Origin of the sequence: Mucilaginibacter sp. UR6-1, from assembly GCF_020880975.1 — a bacterium.
In the GTDB taxonomy this organism is placed as follows: Bacteria; Bacteroidota; Bacteroidia; order Sphingobacteriales; family Sphingobacteriaceae; genus Mucilaginibacter.
Genome location: NZ_JAJIWP010000004.1, coordinates 58,638 through 74,797, shown reverse-complemented (window position 1 = coordinate 74,797; position 16,160 = coordinate 58,638). Strand labels below are relative to the sequence as shown.

Annotated in this window: 16 protein-coding genes; 7 read left to right on the top strand and 9 right to left on the bottom strand. The window is 46.4% G+C overall.

Translation table 11 applies throughout. The features are described 5' to 3' along the window. Positions 1 to 49: 49 nt before the first annotated feature. Together LJ707_RS15580 and LJ707_RS15575 are read right to left on the bottom strand one after the other, a co-directional pair. Complete coding sequence (locus LJ707_RS15580; RefSeq protein ID WP_228952705.1) at positions 50 to 739, bottom strand: pseudouridine synthase; 690 nt, start codon at positions 737 to 739, stop codon at positions 50 to 52. A gap of 30 nt (positions 740 to 769) precedes the next feature. Then, positions 770 to 1,972, bottom strand: coding sequence for a hypothetical protein (locus LJ707_RS15575; RefSeq protein ID WP_228952703.1), 1,203 nt, complete (start codon positions 1,970 to 1,972; stop codon positions 770 to 772). 136 nt (positions 1,973 to 2,108) lie between these two features. On the opposite strand from LJ707_RS15575, the gene LJ707_RS15570 reads away from it, so the two are divergent. Next, on the top strand, positions 2,109 to 3,113 hold the full coding sequence (locus LJ707_RS15570) for a hypothetical protein (protein ID WP_228952701.1): 1,005 nt from the start codon (positions 2,109 to 2,111) through the stop codon (positions 3,111 to 3,113). Between the two features lie 2 nt (positions 3,114 to 3,115). Next, positions 3,116 to 3,727, top strand: coding sequence for a DUF1684 domain-containing protein (locus tag LJ707_RS15565; protein ID WP_228952699.1), 612 nt, complete (start codon positions 3,116 to 3,118; stop codon positions 3,725 to 3,727). On the opposite strand, the gene dinB is transcribed toward LJ707_RS15565, so the two are convergent. Together dinB and pepT are read right to left on the bottom strand one after the other, a co-directional pair. Beyond that, positions 3,728 to 4,828: a DNA polymerase IV gene (gene dinB / locus LJ707_RS15560; protein WP_228952697.1), complete on the bottom strand. Its 1,101-nt coding sequence runs from the start codon at positions 4,826 to 4,828 to the stop codon at positions 3,728 to 3,730. Positions 4,829 to 4,838: 10 nt separating this feature from the next. Further along, positions 4,839 to 6,086: a peptidase T gene (gene pepT / locus LJ707_RS15555; protein ID WP_228952695.1), complete on the bottom strand. Its 1,248-nt coding sequence runs from the start codon at positions 6,084 to 6,086 to the stop codon at positions 4,839 to 4,841. A 79-nt stretch (positions 6,087 to 6,165) separates the two neighbouring features. Here pepT and LJ707_RS15550 point away from each other — a divergent pair, with 79 nt between their 5' ends. Beyond that, positions 6,166 to 6,519, top strand: coding sequence for an MmcQ/YjbR family DNA-binding protein (locus tag LJ707_RS15550; RefSeq protein WP_228952689.1), 354 nt, complete (start codon positions 6,166 to 6,168; stop codon positions 6,517 to 6,519). 13 nt (positions 6,520 to 6,532) lie between these two features. Here the strand turns inward: LJ707_RS15550 and LJ707_RS15545 are convergent, their stop codons facing one another. The 3 genes from LJ707_RS15545 to LJ707_RS15535 all read right to left on the bottom strand — a co-directional run bounded on the left by LJ707_RS15545 (position 6,533) and on the right by LJ707_RS15535 (position 10,958). Then, complete coding sequence (locus tag LJ707_RS15545; protein ID WP_228952688.1) at positions 6,533 to 7,831, bottom strand: M20/M25/M40 family metallo-hydrolase; 1,299 nt, start codon at positions 7,829 to 7,831, stop codon at positions 6,533 to 6,535. Between the two features lie 4 nt (positions 7,832 to 7,835). Continuing rightward, on the bottom strand, positions 7,836 to 9,740 hold the full coding sequence (locus LJ707_RS15540; RefSeq protein WP_228952686.1) for a M61 family metallopeptidase: 1,905 nt from the start codon (positions 9,738 to 9,740) through the stop codon (positions 7,836 to 7,838). A gap of 99 nt (positions 9,741 to 9,839) precedes the next feature. Further along, positions 9,840 to 10,958, bottom strand: a complete 1,119-nt coding sequence (locus LJ707_RS15535) for a DUF4407 domain-containing protein (RefSeq protein WP_228952678.1) — start codon at positions 10,956 to 10,958, stop codon at positions 9,840 to 9,842. A 255-nt stretch (positions 10,959 to 11,213) separates the two neighbouring features. Here LJ707_RS15535 and LJ707_RS15530 point away from each other — a divergent pair, with 255 nt between their 5' ends. Further along, positions 11,214 to 11,528, top strand: coding sequence for a rhodanese-like domain-containing protein (locus LJ707_RS15530; protein WP_228952676.1), 315 nt, complete (start codon positions 11,214 to 11,216; stop codon positions 11,526 to 11,528). 2 nt (positions 11,529 to 11,530) lie between these two features. Continuing rightward, complete coding sequence (locus tag LJ707_RS15525) at positions 11,531 to 11,719, top strand: DUF6358 family protein (protein ID WP_228952673.1); 189 nt, start codon at positions 11,531 to 11,533, stop codon at positions 11,717 to 11,719. A 2-nt stretch (positions 11,720 to 11,721) separates the two neighbouring features. Here LJ707_RS15525 and LJ707_RS15520 read toward each other — a convergent pair whose 3' ends face one another. Beyond that, complete coding sequence (locus LJ707_RS15520) at positions 11,722 to 12,729, bottom strand: dipeptide epimerase (RefSeq protein WP_228952672.1); 1,008 nt, start codon at positions 12,727 to 12,729, stop codon at positions 11,722 to 11,724. 55 nt (positions 12,730 to 12,784) lie between these two features. Here LJ707_RS15520 and LJ707_RS15515 point away from each other — a divergent pair, with 55 nt between their 5' ends. Next, positions 12,785 to 13,774, top strand: a complete 990-nt coding sequence (locus LJ707_RS15515; RefSeq protein WP_228952669.1) for a hypothetical protein — start codon at positions 12,785 to 12,787, stop codon at positions 13,772 to 13,774. On the opposite strand, the gene LJ707_RS15510 is transcribed toward LJ707_RS15515, so the two are convergent. Then, the gene (locus tag LJ707_RS15510) at positions 13,771 to 14,388 is read right to left on the bottom strand and encodes a rhomboid family intramembrane serine protease (RefSeq protein ID WP_228952667.1); all 618 of its coding nucleotides are present in this window, start codon (positions 14,386 to 14,388) and stop codon (positions 13,771 to 13,773) included. The two genes, LJ707_RS15515 and LJ707_RS15510, sit on opposite strands and share 4 nt — an antisense overlap. A gap of 74 nt (positions 14,389 to 14,462) precedes the next feature. Between LJ707_RS15510 and crtD the strand changes: the two genes are divergently transcribed. After that, on the top strand, positions 14,463 to 15,947 hold the full coding sequence (gene crtD, locus LJ707_RS15505) for a 1-hydroxycarotenoid 3,4-desaturase CrtD (RefSeq protein WP_228952665.1): 1,485 nt from the start codon (positions 14,463 to 14,465) through the stop codon (positions 15,945 to 15,947). The last annotated feature ends 213 nt before the right edge of the window (positions 15,948 to 16,160 follow it).

Genomic DNA, 16,160 nt, shown 5'->3' with positions numbered 1-16,160 from the left:
TATAACCACCAGAAGCACTTACTGTTTGCCGTATGGCAAAATAGCTTAACTAAAAATTAAAATCCATTGCCATTAGTTTTAATACCTCTTTAAACTCGGGTTGTAAACCGGCATTAATGCTAATAGCCTTATTAGTAACAGGATGCGTAAATGATACATTTGCCGCATGCAAAAACATGGTTTCAATAGCCCAGCGCTCTTTAAACAATTTATTTTGCTTGTTGCAGCCATGGGTGCGGTCGCCAATAATAGGGTAAAATATATGCGCCAGGTGTTTGCGTATCTGGTGCATACGGCCGGTGCGTGGCTTTACTTCAAGCAGCGAATACCGCGATGTTTGGTGTTTGCCCAAAGGTATATCCAACTCTGCACGTTGCAGGGTGGTGTAGGCGGTAAAAGCATCCTGCAGTGTGCCGTTCTCCTTGCGCAGCGCATAGTCTATCTCACCCGCATCAGGTGCGTAGCCACGTACCAGCGCAAGGTAGGTTTTGCTTACCTGGTTATTGGCAAACTGCTTTTGCATGGCTATCTCAGTATCCTTATCAAGCGCGAAGAGGAGCAGGCCACCCGTTTTGCGGTCAATGCGGTGGGCGGGGTATACCTTTTGGCCTAATTGATCGCGCAGTATTTGCAGGGCAAACTCGCTGGCATCATTAGCGATGGATGAGCGGTGTACCAGCAAACCGTGCGGTTTGTTTATAGCCACCAGGTATTCGTCCTGATAAAGTATTTCGAGCATCGGGGGTAAAGGTAAGCATCATTATAACACTTAGCGGATAGAATTTGATGGTGTGTAGCTGTACACCACCTGGTAGGCCTGTTTTTTAAGCTTTGATGATAGCTGCCCTATCTTCAGATCCTCGGGTTGCAGGGTAGGCTCGCATACCGAATACGAGCGGCCTTCGTAAACTATGGGTTTGCCCACCGGCTTATCAAACTGTACGGCTATGGTGATGTGGGTTGGGTACAGCATGGCGATCATCGGCAGATCATAGATCTCCTTCACGAGGTAAAAAAACAGGGCGGCGCGGTCGTCGCAATCACTATATTCTGAAAAAAGGGTTTCCTCGGGCGACATGCGTTTTTCCTTACCAAAATTCTGCTCGTCATCTTCATACAAAAACGCGTAACGGGTAAAGCGCATCAGGTAATCGATCCCCTTTTTTTGCGACATGCCTTTTACATTTTTACGCAGTGCGGGTATCAGCGAGCCATAGGTTTCTTTGCTGAGCGGAATGTTAAAATAGTAGCTGAAATCAACCCCGGGATAGTTGGCGAAAATATTTTTGACCTCGCTATTGAGTTTAACATCAAAGTGATAGGTGGTTTTGCCGTATTTAAATTGTATTTGTTTGGCAACATAGCTTTCGGGCTTAAAATCGGGCAGCCTGGTTACCAGGTATGAGAACGCATGTGTTGCCCCCGGTACTTTTAACTGTACAGGCAGCGGCGCATCCTGATGCAGATCAGCATGGGCGTAATCATGGTAATTAAGGCACATGTATTTTTTGCCATCTACCATAAAAAATGGAATATCAGCTATATCCTCATTGTTGTACACATAAAAAATAATACGATTGCCGGGCGTAATGGCCAGCCTTGCATCAAACCCGGAGGCGGTAAGCAAATACCATTTGTATAAGGTATACCTGCCATAGTTGGTATTTTTAGGGCTAAGCTGTTCGGCGGTTTTTCGTACCAGTTGGTAGTAAAGCCAGTCGTTTAGCTTATGCTCATTACGATAGGCCTGCATGGCGGCTACCAGGGGTTTATAATTCAGTGCGGTAATGCCGGTATAAAAATCTTTAATGTTCTGTGTTGATATTTCTTGCGGGATGTTGCCGTTTAGTGATGTATCAGCCTCGGCACAAAAGGTGTTGCCATAAAAATCGAAGCAAAATGATGCCTGTTTGCCTTGCCCATGCACCGCAACCGAAAATAATAAAACAACAAATAAAACAAGCGACCTCATCACTACACCTCCTTCGCCTAAATTGGAATTTATAACCGGTAGATTAAATGTACGTATTTTTCAGGTAGCTATCAATACGTTATTTTTAATAATACAAATAAGCGCAGTGTTTTGATTTTGTATATTTATCCCTGTTATGAAACCCCTATTATTGCTTAAACCATCACGATTGATCATCGCGCTGCTGGCGCTTGCCATGCTTACTCAAAGCTGCAAAAAAAAGGAACCCGGATATTGGAAAAACGAACAGATACCGGCCTCGGATAAAGAGCGTTTTGATGAGCTGAACGATGAACTTATCAAAGCCATGCGAAAGGATGATAAGCAAACGCTGGAGAACATGCTGTCTAAAGAGTTGCTGGATGATCCGTCAACCAAGAGGGAGATAGAGCTGGTGGCCAATCGTTTAAAGGCAGATACCAGTTACGCTATTATGAACGAGTATTATGTTGTTAATAAGTATAACGACCGTGATACCATCATCGCTAATAAAAATGGTGTAGAGGCTTACGAATTGAACTATCCGGCATTTGCCGAAGAGATGTATATCGCATTTTTATCGCCCGCCAAAGGCCCTAATAAGGAGCTGGTAACCATTATGTATGCTAATTACGTTTACGGGTGGAAGTTGTGTAAGATTGATGTGGGGCCTTATACTATTAATAATAAAACCGCGCCGCAGCTTTACAGCTATGCCAAAGATAGCTATGCCCAAGGGCAGATAGTAGAGGCGCTTAATACACTTGCGCTTACCATGAGTTGCCTGCACCCAAGCCAAATATGGCAATACACGTCTGAACAGCCTATGGCAGAGATATATGCCGCTGTAGGTAATGATGCTAATAAGCGTTATCCGTTTCCGTATGCCATTACAGCCGTAACCACCAGGCCGCAAATTTTTGGCGTGTTTAACAAAACTACACCCGAAGGCAGCTTTCCGCAGATATGCTATCAATCAAAAATAAACCTGAAGGATACCGCCGCTTTAAAGGCCGAGAACCTGGCCATACGCAAAGCCCTGCCTGCCATAATGCCGGGAGTTGACCAAAATAAGGCTTATGTTTATTATTTGGCTTATAACGAGCGCCCGACTGTTAAAAAGCAGGTTAAATATTTTGAAATGGTGCAAAAGCTTAAATAATAATGAAGAGGATATTTTTAGTGGCTGTACTGCTGATAACGGCAGTTAACAATTATGCGCAAACCTTTAAAGAGCTGATAGCCGCCCACCGGCAAAAGTACATGGACGATTTTTTGGCCGAGCAACGCTCGCCGTTAAAAAAGGACGACCTGCCTAACCTGCGCTTTTTTGATGCCGACAGCACCTGCAGCGTAATGGCCAAAGTGGAGCTGCTACAAAATCAGCCACTTATTAACCTCACTACATTTGATGGCTCAAGCAAGGAGTATGTACGCTTTGCTAAACTTACATTTACGCTTAAAGGCAAGGCTTTGCAACTTACTTTATTTAAGAGCCCCGCGCTTGCTGCCATGCCGCAATATAAGGATTACCTTTTTTTGCCGTTTACCGATCAAACCAACGGTGCTGATACTTACCCGGGCGGGCGTTATATTGATTTGAATGCTAATGATATTAAGGATGGCAGCATAAGTATCGATTTTAACAAGGCTTATAACCCGTATTGTGCTTACAGCGATGGCTACCGATGCCCGGTACCGCCGTTGGAGAATAAATTGGCGGTAAAAATAAAAGCGGGTGAAAAGTTATTTGCCGGAGAAAAGAAACACCAATAGTCAAAATAATCGTAATTGATCGGTATGCGGATCGGCTTTGCGCTGCGGTTCGCCAAAGTTTGATACCGAGATACCTAACAGGCGTACCTTCATATCATCAGTAGCAGCTACGGCTAACAATTGTTTAGCGATCTGCGCGATCTCGTTAGCGCTGTAAACGGGCGTAATAACCGATTGATTACGGGTGATCTGCCTGAAATCGTGATATTTTACCTTGAGCGTTACCGTGCGGCCTTTAAGCTCGTATCGTTCCAGGCGGGTGGCTACGGTTTCGGCAATGCGGTCAAGCTCGGGGTTCATTTCATCTAATTGGGTAAGGTCATAAGCAAAGGTATCTTCAGCGCCTACTGATTTGGTTTCGCGGTGCGGCTGTACCGCCCGGTTATCAATACCGCGTACTATCTGGTAATAAAACCGCCCGGCCTTGCCAAAGGCTTTGGTCATTTCATCTTCGGTAAGCCGTTTCAGGTCGGCACCGGTATGCAGGCCCATATTCTTCATTTTAGTGGCCGTTACTTTACCCACGCCAAAGAATTTCTCTACCGGCAGTTTTTCCATAAAGGCCGCTATTTGCGAGGGGCCGATAAAGGTGAGCCCATCGGGCTTATTCATGTCCGATGCTATTTTAGCCACGAACTTATTGATTGATACCCCTGCCGAAGCGGTTAGCTGCAATTCGGTTTTAATAGCGTCCTTAATTTGTTTGGCTATCTCAATGGCCGAGCCGACCTGCAGTTTATCGGTGGTTACGTCGAGGTATGCTTCATCAAGCGACAATGGTTCGATCAAATCAGTATACCTGCGAAATATCTCCCTTATCTTTTGCGATACCTCCTTATATGCCGCGAACCGTGGCCGCACAAAAATAGCATGAGGACACAATTGCAGCGCCTGTTTTGATGGCATGGCCGAGCGTACACCAAACTTGCGCGCCTCGTAGCTTGCCGTGGCCACCACGCCGCCCCGCCCTTCGGGCAGGCCACCTACTACCAAGGCCTTGCCGCGATACTCCGGGTGATCACGCTGCTCAACCGACGCGTAAAAGGCATCCATATCAATATGGATGATCTTTCGAGGGGTACGCTGAGCATCATCGGCCATGATTAACGTATTAGGCTTTTTCTTCCCAGATGGCGCAAAGGTGCAAAATGGTATCAACCGCTTTTTGCATATCCTGTACCGATACCCACTCCTGTTTGCTATGGAATGCATGCTCACCCGCGAAAATATTTGGGCAGGGCAAACCCATAAACGACAGCCGCGAACCATCCGTACCACCGCGGATACTGCAAAGTTTGGCTTCCATGCCCGCACGGCGAATAGCCTCCAGCCCGTATTCCGTTATTTCAGGATGCTGATCCAGCACCGCCTTCATGTTGCGGTATTGTTCGGTTATTTTAAGGGAGTAGGATGATGCCGGGTATTTTTCTAAAACCTCATCGGCAATCCGCTTTAATGTTTCGGCATGGGCATGTAGCTTCTCCTCATCAAAATCACGTAGTATAAATTCAATGGTAGCGGTTTCCACATGGCCCTGTATGCCTACCGGGTGAATAAATCCCTCCATCTCCTCCGTGCCCTCCGGCGAAAGCTCGAAAGGAAGGGCGGCAATTATCTCACCGGTTATTTTGATGGCGCTTTCCATTTTGCCTTTGGCAAAACCGGGGTGTGCGCTCACGCCGTTAATGGTTAGCTTAGCACCATCGGCCGAGAAGGTTTCGTTCTCCAGGTTACCCGCGCTTTCACCATCCATGGTGTAGGCGGCATAGGCTCCTACCTTTTCAATATCTGCCTTATCTACCCCACGGCCAATTTCCTCATCAGGTGTAAACAGTATTTTAATGGTGCCGTGTTTGATCTGCGGGTTATTCATCAACTGGTAACAGGCATCCATTATCTCGGCCACACCAGCCTTGTTATCGGCACCCAACAGGGTATTGCCGCTGGCGGTGATCACATCATTACCCAATTGGTTTTTCAGGTCAGTATGATCAGCCAGGCGAATCACCTGCGTATCATCATCGGGCAATACAATGTCAGCACCGGTATAATTTTGATGTACTATCGGCTTTACCCCTGTTCCGCTGCAATCGGGCGCGGTATCCATGTGCGAGCAAAAACAGATCACCGGCACATCCTTATCCGTATTCGAGGGGATGGTGGCATAAACATAACCATACTCGTCTATATGGGCATCGGTTAGGCCAATTTCAAGCAATTCGGCAACGAGCACCCGGCCCAGATCCTTTTGCTTTTCGGTTGATGGGCAGGTGGGCGATTCCGGGTCCGACTGGGTATCGATAGTTACATAACGCAAAAAACGTTCGGTAACGGTATATGTAAGGGCTGACAGATTCATAGTTACAATAATAATTATCCGTTTAACAATTGAAACCTAAAAAGGTATTTTTGACAATCAGTATAAAATACCTTTTGCCATGAATATTGAAGAACTGCGCGACTACTGCCTTACCAAACCCGCTGCCGACGAAAGTTTTCCGTTTGGCGATGACACGCTGGTATTTAAGATAGGCGGCAAAATATTTTTATTAGCCGGTATTGACGGTAACAGCTTTAACGCCAAGTGCGACCCAGAACTGGCCGTTGAACTGCGCGAACAGCACCCCGAAGTACAGCCCGGTTACCACATGAACAAAACACACTGGAACACCGTGCAGATGGATGGCAGCCTCACCATAAAACAAATCCACCAGATGATTGACCACTCGTATGAACTGATACTAAAAAGCCTGCCGAAAAAACAGCAGGCCGAAATAGTGTCTGAAAAATAAGGTCGATATAATATTAATCGTCCATTTTAGGGATGCGGGTAGGTGTATCCTTGCCGGCTACAATACTGCGCGAGCTAAGGGCGATGGCACGTATGGTTGAGGTAATGTTGTTTACATCCAACGAGCTGTATTCATCCTTCACCGTGTGATACAGCTTATCAATATCAATCTGATCGGTTGAGATGGTGTGTGCCGGTACGCCATGCCTTGCCAATGTGGCGTTGTCGCTGCGGTAAAACAACTGCTGCTCTGGGTATGGGTCAGGATGGAACTTAAATGCGGTACCCTCCAGGTTTTTTTGCAGGATGGTGCCAAAATCCGACCGCTCATAACCCGTAATAAATGCCGAGTTGGTGCCGAATTTTGATGCCTTGCCAATCATCTCAATATTAAACATGGCTACCGTTTTATCCGGGTCAACCTTATTTGAGAAATATTGCGAACCGTAGCCGCCGATTTCCTCGGCCGTAAAGGCTACAAAGATCAGGGTACGGGCATTGTTGTTTAGTTTTTTATAGTATTTAGCTAATGCGATAACCGCTGTTGTACCCGACGCGTCATCATCAGCGCCGTTGGCAATGCTATCCTTGTCAGTTGGTTTAATGATGCCCAGGTGATCGTAATGGCCTGAGAAAACCACGTACTCCTCGGGTTTGGTTTTTCCCTTGATCATACCTGCTACGTTAAACAGCGGCGCAGGCTCGTTCTTTACCTCGTAATTTACTTCGTAGTTTGATGTATTATCAAACTTGCCCAGCACAAAAACCAATGACTTGGCACTGTCAACCTTCAGGCTAACATTGCCGCCCATGGCACGGCCACGCAGCCTGCCAAAAATATCTGCGAATGATGGATCAACCAAAATAAGCATGTTCTTGTCCGATGCCATGTACTTGCGGTATTCGGTACGAAAATCCTGCCCGGCAGCCAATGTTACAACCTCAGCACCGCTGGCGGCAGTCCATTTAAATGATGCGCCTGCCATAGCAAAGGCGTTTTCGGTAATCACCGGTTTGCCGTTAATGTTTACCTGTATACTTACCGGGGTTGAGCGTATTACACTGAACGACTGGCGGAAATCCTTTTCGCCGGTAAGGGGTTTAAGGCCTGCTTTTTTAAACTCGCCCTCAATAAACTTGGCGGCCTTGTCAATACCCGGCGTAAAGCTGCCGCGCCCCTGCATATCATCTGCTGATAGGGTTTTGATGATCTTACCTACATCTTCCTGAACTATGAGTTTGTTCACATCCTGCGCGTAGGTACCGGCCGTTGCGGTAAGCAGCAACCCTGCTACTAAAAATTTCTTTATCATGTTGTTATTTTACTTTTGATTGTAACCAGTTATTCCTGAATGTTTCCTGCTCCTTAGTAAGCGTTTTGCCTGCCTTTTCAAAGGTTACTACCTCAAAATACGGACTGGCCTCTAACGTTACATTGGCCTCGTGCTGGCCGGCACGGTTGCGGTATTTTACCGCCAGCTTGTCGCCGGGCTTTTTGGTGTTGATGATCTTTTCAATATCATCCCAGGCTTTTACGGCCTGCCCGTCAACAGTTAGTACCACATCGCCGGCATCAAGCCCTGCTTTGTACCAAGGTGTGTTTTGTACGGTTGGTATAGCAATTAACACCCCATCCGCAGCGTATGAGGCATGTGCCTGGCCTGATTTATTGCGCCCATTGGCCGAGGCCAACCTGCCTGCCCAGGCTTTATCGGCACTCTCTTTACGTACCAAAAAACCGGCGTTGGCTAACAGGGCTTCGTAATTATTCTTTTCGATACCGTAAATATACTGCCTGAAAAAGTCTGACGCGAAGGCCGGTTCTTTAGTAAACTGCGCCAGCGCCAACTGCAGCATAGGCACGGTATATGGTTTTTCGGTTTTGCCAAACTTTTTCCATACAAAACGCATGTAATCATCTAATGTAAGGTTGAACTCGGCGCGCAGGCGCAGATCGAGCGCCAGGGCGGTAGCCCCGCCATACACATAGTATGAGGTAAAGATGTTTGAGTTGTTATTCATGTCGATAGACACGCCCGCGTCCGCAAAAACAGCGTAGCGGCTCATCTGCACCGGCGGATATTTTTTAGCGCCCGGTGTGTTCAGTACGGAGTTAACCAGGCCATCTAACACCTGCGCGTAATTGTCCATTGTATAAAAGCCCGCACGCTTTAACAGCATTTCGCCGTAGTATTGGGTAAAGCCCTCGGCAAACCATAATTCGCTGCTTTGGTTGGCGTGTGTAAAATCAAACGGTTCTAATGATTTGGGGCGGATGCGCTCCACATTCCAACTATGGAAATATTCGTGCGAGAAAGTGCCCAGCACCTGTACCTCATTTCCTTCAATCTTATCAATCGGATCGGTAATAATGGTAGAGTTACGGTGTTCCATGCCATCGCCGTTAACCGTGGAGTGCACGTTATTGATAAAGGTATATTCGCCATAATCATAATCGGGCAGTTCGCCAAAAACGGCCTGCTCTTCCAGCACCACTTTTTGCACCATTTGCGAAAAGCTGTTTACAAATTGCTGGCTATCGTCTGAATATACATTCAGGTTTATTTTTTGCCTTTTACCCGTTGGGTTAGTCACCTCCCAACTTGCCTGCTTATAGCCGGATAGTTCAGTCGGGCTATCCATCATGTACTGCAGGTTTGGCGCGGTATAGGTGGCGTTGCCCTCGTATTTTAGTTGTGATGATACCTTCCACTGGTGCTTATCCAGATCAATAAACTGGATTTTTACCGGGCGGCGGTCAAACCCAACGGCCCACATAAACGAGGCGGGCATGTTTAGGTGTGCCTGCCCGGCATCAATACCGGCATAGGTGCCATCAACCCAGTTGCCAAAAAGCGTGTAGCTAATGTTAACTACGGATTGATGCGACGGGATCTCATACACATCGCCCTCAATTTGTTTGATAGGCAATTCAGAACCTTTGTTGGTATAGGCTTTTACGTTATAAATATTTTTTCCAAACTCGTGCGTGGCATACCTGCCCGGCGATGAGCGGCTCATGCGTACACGCAAAGGGCCTTGCGGCACGGCGGTCAGCGTCATTACAATTTCGGCTTCGTGGTGTACCGCGTTTGGGAATGATACGGTATAATAAACCGGGCTGCTGCTATAAACCGGGCGCGAACGGTGGCGCTTGCCGCGCTGACCAAACGTTGCTGACACACCCAGACACATAACCGCGATAAGTATTAATTTTTTCATGAAGTGCAGTTAAATAAATGGCCCGAAAAATACGAGTTTATAACATAACAAACATGTAAATTATTGATTACCGCGCCTATACATTACCATAGCCCGCTGTTAATCATAACTATGGCGGCCCAGGTCATATTCGGATTGGCCGGTGATGATGCGCTTTCGCTTGTCTACATCGGTTTCAAGGTGATGGTCATACACATTATCGGTAACGGCAATATCACGTTCCTTATCACGCTCGGCAAGGTGAACATTGGCTTCGGCAATTTTTGCCACGGCCACATCATAAGGCCCTTTAGGCGACATCAGCTTAACAAATACCGGTAAACACTCAAACAGGATGAACAGGTAACCGATGAATGATATGGCCAGGTAAGTATCCAGGTCGCGCTCGCCTTTTTCATTATAGGATAACTGCCCCAGCGCCCAGTTACGGTCAGAGAAACCGGCAACGTTGGCCAGGCTGTCCAGTTGCTTGTCCGAAAATAGTTTGGTACTGTTCAGCCCCTCGTAGTTTTTGCGCGCGCTCAGGTATTCTTCCATATTGGCCATATCGCCGGTAACGGTTTTCAGCCTGTCCTGCTTCTCTTTCAGCACGGCTTCCTTTTGCTTGGCGTAGGTGCCGTAGCCGGTTATGCCCGATGTTTGGTTGGTTTTATCGCCAAAAACCTCCTGGTTAAGCTGAAAGCGGGAGCGGTTAATATCCCTTTCTAACGAATCCTTTTCCTTTTTTAGTTCAGCGTTTTTGCCAAGTTCCATGGCGTATTTGCCCTGGTAGGTTTTTTGTAACGTATCTATTTTGCGCTGCTGCCCCTTCAGGTATGATGTTTTGAGCTTACCGCGGATCTCCTTATCAAATATTTTCAACTCCAGCGGGCGTGATATAACGATGCCTATCATTATCGCCAGTAAAATACGTGGCGATGCCTGTAATATCTGCTGGTTGGTGCTGCCCTCTTTGTTAATGCTTGATACAATGTAGCGGTCCATATTAAAAATGGCGGTACCCCACAGCAAGCCAAACAATATGGCGAAGCCAACCGCGAATGCGCTGCCGCTAAACACAAAATACATGGCATAACCGCCGGAGAGGGCGGCAAACAGCGCGGTAAAAAATATGGTTGCACCAATGCCTATATACTTATTATGCTCAATAGGATATTTTTTAAGCGTATCTATATGCGCTCCTGAACAGAACCAAAAGAAGCGTGTAACTTTTTTCATGAATGTGAGTGTCTACGTAAACTTTATATAAAACGCCCGTGGGTTGCTATTGTTACAGTTACCGGTAAAACATTTATGCAACGGCAGCAATTATTAACAGCAGGCATAAAACCATCAGATGCGTTTAACCATCAATAGTTTAGCGAAGTTATTAGTTATAATGACAGCATATTGTAAAGAATTAAGTGCCCATGGCCGGGCAAACGGTTGCTGTTTACAGAAAAGTCATACATTTGAAAACATATTTTAAATATCATGAACGAGATAACCGTACAGGAGCTAAAAGAAAAAATTGACCGCGGCGAGGACTTTCAACTGATTGATGTGAGGGAAGATTTTGAATATCAAACCTCAAACATTGGCGGGCAGCATATTCCGCTGGGCGGCATTTTAATTGAAACTGATAAATTATATACAGATAAACCGGTTGTGGTAATGTGCCGCAGCGGCAAACGCAGCGCGGCAGCCATTATGCAATTGGAGCAGCAGGGCTTTACCAACCTGTATAACCTGCAAGGCGGTATACTGGCATGGCAGGCCGAAATTGACCCAACCATTGAGGTGTATTAATTATGGGCAAAAAGGTAGCACTTAACGTGCTTTACAATGTAGGCATTATAGTATGCCTTTTTATTGCCTACGAGGGGTATTTGCAAAAGCATTGGAGCTGGGTGCTGGGTGCCGTATTTGTAGCCGTAATGCTGATTGTTTTAAAGGTACGCCTGATAAAGGAGGTACGCCAGCTTACCAAAAAGCCGTAAAACTATATTACTCCCAGGCCCGGTTGGCTGCTTAATTGCCATCGCCCGTTATTTAAACCGGGCATGACATACGGATTGTTGGTAGTTAACAAAGGCCCATCCAGATCGGCCCAGTCACATTGCGGAGCGAGGGCGGCGGCAGCTAAAGTGGCACAGCTTGTTTCGCTCATACTGCCTATCAAAATTTTGAGCCCGAGTGATCGGGCTTTTTTTATGATCTGCAAGCTTTCATACATCCCTGCTGATTTCATTAATTTGATGTTGATGCCATGATAAATACCCGCAGCCAAAGCTACATCGGGGAGGCGCTGCACGGCCTCGTCGCCAATAACGGGGATGGGGCTTTGTTCGGTAAGCCAGGCGTTGCCGTCCACATCAAGTTTGTTCATGGGTTGCTCAATCAGTTGTACGCCCTGGCCATGCAGCCAAAGTATCATATCCAAAGCCTGTTGTCTGTCCGTCCAGCCCTGGTTGGCATCGGCATACAAAGGTAAATTACTTACCGAGCGTATGGCTTCGATCAGTTCCCTGTCATTCTCCCGCCCTAATTTTACTTTTAATACTTTAACATCAGGCGCGGTAAGTACTTTTTGGCGCACCACATCGGGCGTATCAATGCCAATGGTGTAGCTGGTAGGCGGCATCAACGCAGGCTCGCTGCCTAATAACTGCCAGCATGGCGTTTGGCGCAGTTTGCCATCCAGATCGTGCAGGGCAATATCAATAGCGGCTTTAATGGCCGGGTTGCCGGGAGCAATATCATCAAGGTAATTAATGATCGCCCCGAAATCAAACGGATAAATCAATCGGCTTACATCAACCTTACTTAAAAAAGCGGCCGCGGTTTCGTGGCTCTCGCCCATATAAGGCACCATTGATGCTTCGCCGTGGCCGGTATAACCCTCATGCTCAATTGTAACCAGCATAACGGGCGTGGCCGTACGGGTAAATTTAGCAATGGTGAACGGGTGCTTTAATTGCAGATGGTATGGGCGGTAAGTCAGTTGCATGTTATAAAATCAAAGCTAAAGTTTTGCAATCAAAAACGTGCTTATCTTTGCCGTTATGCCGCAACAACTTTATAACCCGTTCAGCAAATTTAACTTTAGCAACCGCAATTGTTTTTTAACCGGCGAGGCGTTAAGCACCACCGAAGAAAAGATACAGGTGTTCCCCCAATGGCTAATGAGCGCTTACATGCTGGAAGACAAGCCATTTAAGCTGCTTGATGAAAGCATGGCCACTTACAAGGATTTGAAACTACCTTGCTCAGCTACCGTGAACGAGAATTACCTGGAACCATTGGAGAGCGAAATTGCCGCCGCTTTTGAGCAGGGTTACGAAGGGGTTAGCCGGTTAGATGATGTAAAGCTTTTTCAATGGGCGGGCAAGTTACTGTATGGCATTATTTTTAATGAGATACAGGCAGGCATCAGGCAGCAACACGCGCAGGGCGAGGAGTTCAGCATGTCGCACGCTATCATCCATAAATTTACCCAGTTACACATGATGCTGCAAAGCATCAATTTGCCGCTGGAGTTTGATGAGTTTAAGCCATTCAGTTTGATGCTTTTTAAGGTAAATAATGCTGATGATGTATTTGGTTATCGGGATGAGATCAATACGCTCACCTTTTCTTTGCGGATAAAGGATTTTGGCATCATTATTTGCCTGCAGGATAACGGCACCAATGCCAACTACCACAAGGAGGTATTGGATAAAATAGCCGGGCAGCCGTTGCACCCTGTACAGTTTGAGGAGTTAAACGCACGCTTTTTTTACTCAGCTTACCTATTTAACCGTTTGCCCGAGTATAACATTTTACCTGTTAACGATGCCATTTATCTGGAAGCCATGCCCCTACGCGGTATGAGCAGTAAGCCGTTGTTTGACCATTGGGTGGTTAAAACCTATGGCCAGGTACTGGAAAACTTCTGGAAAAACTGGGGTTTCCTGTTGTTCGAGATCATCAGGAACCCGGAGGAGCCCATGAGCTTTTTGTTTGATGCCGACGGTAACTTTGTACCGGCGGACAGCATAGAGCTACCGGCTTAAACGCTTATCCCAAACGCTGCTAAAAACAGTTTTATCACCTGCGGATAGACCATAATGGTGAGCAATATGCCGCTTAACGCGCCATAAAAGTGCGCATCGTGGTTAATGCCATCCTGCGCGTAGCGCGATGAATAAGTACAATACACCAGGTATAGTATACCAAAAATATAGGCGGGGATACTGATGGGGATCATCATTAAGTACATACCGGCCTTGGGGTAAAATAATATAAAGCTAAATACCACGGCGCTTATAGCACCTGATGCGCCAAGACTGTAATACCACTGGTTATGGCGGTGTTTTGCTACGGTTGGCAGGTCGCTCAGTACCAAACTTACCAGGTAAATTAACCCGAACTGCCAGTGCCCTACTGTAGCTTCTAACGTAAACGCGAAGAAAAAGAACGACAGCATATTGAAGAACAGGTGGCCCCAATCCTTATGGATCAATCCGCTGGTGATGAGGGTGTACAGTTCCCGTCCTCTTGAAACACTGTACGGATGCAGGGTGAATTTTCGGTAAACGGTTTCGTTAGAGAATGCGTAAAGCGAGGTTACCAGCGTAATTATAAATATCATACTGGCCACGGGGGCCATCTCAATATATTCCTTCATTTCAAAACAAATATTAATGCCGCGGGTTATCGGCACGTGAACGAAGATATGTTTTTAATACTACTTTTGCCCACATGCCTCAGCCAAAAGCAATAATTATAGGTGCCGGTATTGCAGGTATTGCTACGGCTATCCGTTTGGCAATAAAAGGCTATGCGGTGGCTATTTATGAGGCAAACGCCTATCCGGGTGGCAAATTAGCTGAATTTGAACAGCAGGGCTACCGCTTTGATGCCGGGCCAAGCCTGTTTACCATGCCGCAGTATATTGATGAGCTTTTTGTACTGGCCGGTAAAGATCCGCGCCGGTATTTTAATTATCAGCAACTCGATACCGTTTGTAACTATTTTTATGAGGATGGCACCCGCTTATCGGCTTATGCTGATAGCGGGAAATTCGTTGACGAGCTATCTGCCAGAACAGGCGAACAAGCGGCAAACATCCGCAAGTATGCTGCAAACAGCCGCCGCATTTATGATATTACCAACCATGTTTTTTTAGAGCGGTCGTTACACCGGCTGAGCACTTACCTGCGCTGGCCTACGCTGAAATCAATTCTGCGCTTGCCGGGTATCGATTCGATGCGAAACATGCACAAAGCCAACGCAACCTTTTTTAAAGATAAACGCCTGGTGCAGTTTCATGACCGCTATGCCACCTACAATGGCTCAAACCCTTATAAGGCCCCCGCTACACTAAACGTTATCCCTTATTTTGAGCAGCACTTCGGTGCTTACTTTCCGGAGGGTGGTATGTACAGCATCACATCATCGCTGGTTAAACTTGCGGATGAATTGGGTATAAAATTCCATTACAATAGTCCGGTTGAACAAATAGTAATTGAGGATAATAAAGCCAGCGGTATAAAGGTAAACGGAGATGTAATTAATGGCGATATAGTTGTATCAAACATGGATGTGTGGTTCACCTACAAAAAGCTGCTTAATCATTTACCCGGCATCCACCCCCAAAAAATACTACAACAGGAGCGTAGCAGTTCGGCATTGATATTTTACTGGGGCATCAGCAAGCATTTTGCGCAGCTCGATCTGCATAATATATTTTTTAGTGCCGATTACGAGGCGGAGTTTAACAGCATCTGGAATAGTCAAACCATCGGGCCCGACCCGACCGTTTACCTCAACATCAGCTCAAAGCTAAAACCGGATGATGCTCCGGAAGGCCATGAAAACTGGTTTGTAATGATCAACGTACCAGCCAACAAAGGGCAGGATTGGGACGCGCTTATTAACTCCGCCCGCGCCAGCATTGTTGAAAAGCTAAGCCGTTTATTAGGTGAAGATATATCTCCTCTTATACAATGCGAAAGCATACTCGACCCTCGCACAATTGAAAGCCGCACCTCATCCTACCAGGGGTCGCTGTACGGCACAAGCTCCAACAACCAGTTCGCGGCATTTTTACGACATGCCAACCGGTCGTCAAAAATAAAAAACCTGTATTTCTGCGGAGGCAGCGTGCACCCGGGCGGGGGCATACCTTTGTGTTTGCTATCGGCTAAAATTGTGAGTGACCTTACACCCTCGCCCCAACTATAGGAGAGGGAGCTTTAAGGATTTTGCATTATTGTGGGTAACAATGTCCTGAAGAGATTGCTTCGTGCCTTGCAATTACGTGATGAAAACATTGAATAGCAGGTTGAAGCACTGCCTTTAAAGTAAAATTTAAACAGCCGGCGAATTATTCACAGTGCTTTGTTCTTTATCTGATAGCTATAAACATAAAGAGCTGCATAATTGCAGCTCTTTATG

What these genes read in the sequence shown, in the direction of transcription:
- pepT (WP_228952695.1), bottom strand. Translation starts at nt 6,086, where the DNA reads ATGAATCTGTCAGCCCTTACATATACCGTTACCGAACGTTTTTTGCGT.
- LJ707_RS15565 (WP_228952699.1), top strand. Translation starts at nt 3,116, where the DNA reads ATGAAGAGGATATTTTTAGTGGCTGTACTGCTGATAACGGCAGTTAAC.
- LJ707_RS15580 (WP_228952705.1), bottom strand. Translation starts at nt 739, where the DNA reads ATGCTCGAAATACTTTATCAGGACGAATACCTGGTGGCTATAAACAAA.
- dinB (WP_228952697.1), bottom strand. Translation starts at nt 4,828, where the DNA reads ATGGCCGATGATGCTCAGCGTACCCCTCGAAAGATCATCCATATTGAT.
- LJ707_RS15530 (WP_228952676.1), top strand. Translation starts at nt 11,214, where the DNA reads ATGAACGAGATAACCGTACAGGAGCTAAAAGAAAAAATTGACCGCGGC.
- LJ707_RS15545 (WP_228952688.1), bottom strand. Translation starts at nt 7,831, where the DNA reads ATGATAAAGAAATTTTTAGTAGCAGGGTTGCTGCTTACCGCAACGGCC.
- LJ707_RS15575 (WP_228952703.1), bottom strand. Translation starts at nt 1,972, where the DNA reads ATGAGGTCGCTTGTTTTATTTGTTGTTTTATTATTTTCGGTTGCGGTG.
- LJ707_RS15550 (WP_228952689.1), top strand. Translation starts at nt 6,166, where the DNA reads ATGAATATTGAAGAACTGCGCGACTACTGCCTTACCAAACCCGCTGCC.
- LJ707_RS15540 (WP_228952686.1), bottom strand. Translation starts at nt 9,740, where the DNA reads ATGAAAAAATTAATACTTATCGCGGTTATGTGTCTGGGTGTGTCAGCA.
- LJ707_RS15515 (WP_228952669.1), top strand. Translation starts at nt 12,785, where the DNA reads ATGCCGCAACAACTTTATAACCCGTTCAGCAAATTTAACTTTAGCAAC.
- LJ707_RS15520 (WP_228952672.1), bottom strand. Translation starts at nt 12,729, where the DNA reads ATGCAACTGACTTACCGCCCATACCATCTGCAATTAAAGCACCCGTTC.
- LJ707_RS15570 (WP_228952701.1), top strand. Translation starts at nt 2,109, where the DNA reads ATGAAACCCCTATTATTGCTTAAACCATCACGATTGATCATCGCGCTG.
- crtD (WP_228952665.1), top strand. Translation starts at nt 14,463, where the DNA reads ATGCCTCAGCCAAAAGCAATAATTATAGGTGCCGGTATTGCAGGTATT.
- LJ707_RS15510 (WP_228952667.1), bottom strand. Translation starts at nt 14,388, where the DNA reads ATGAAGGAATATATTGAGATGGCCCCCGTGGCCAGTATGATATTTATA.
- LJ707_RS15535 (WP_228952678.1), bottom strand. Translation starts at nt 10,958, where the DNA reads ATGAAAAAAGTTACACGCTTCTTTTGGTTCTGTTCAGGAGCGCATATA.
- LJ707_RS15525 (WP_228952673.1), top strand. Translation starts at nt 11,531, where the DNA reads ATGGGCAAAAAGGTAGCACTTAACGTGCTTTACAATGTAGGCATTATA.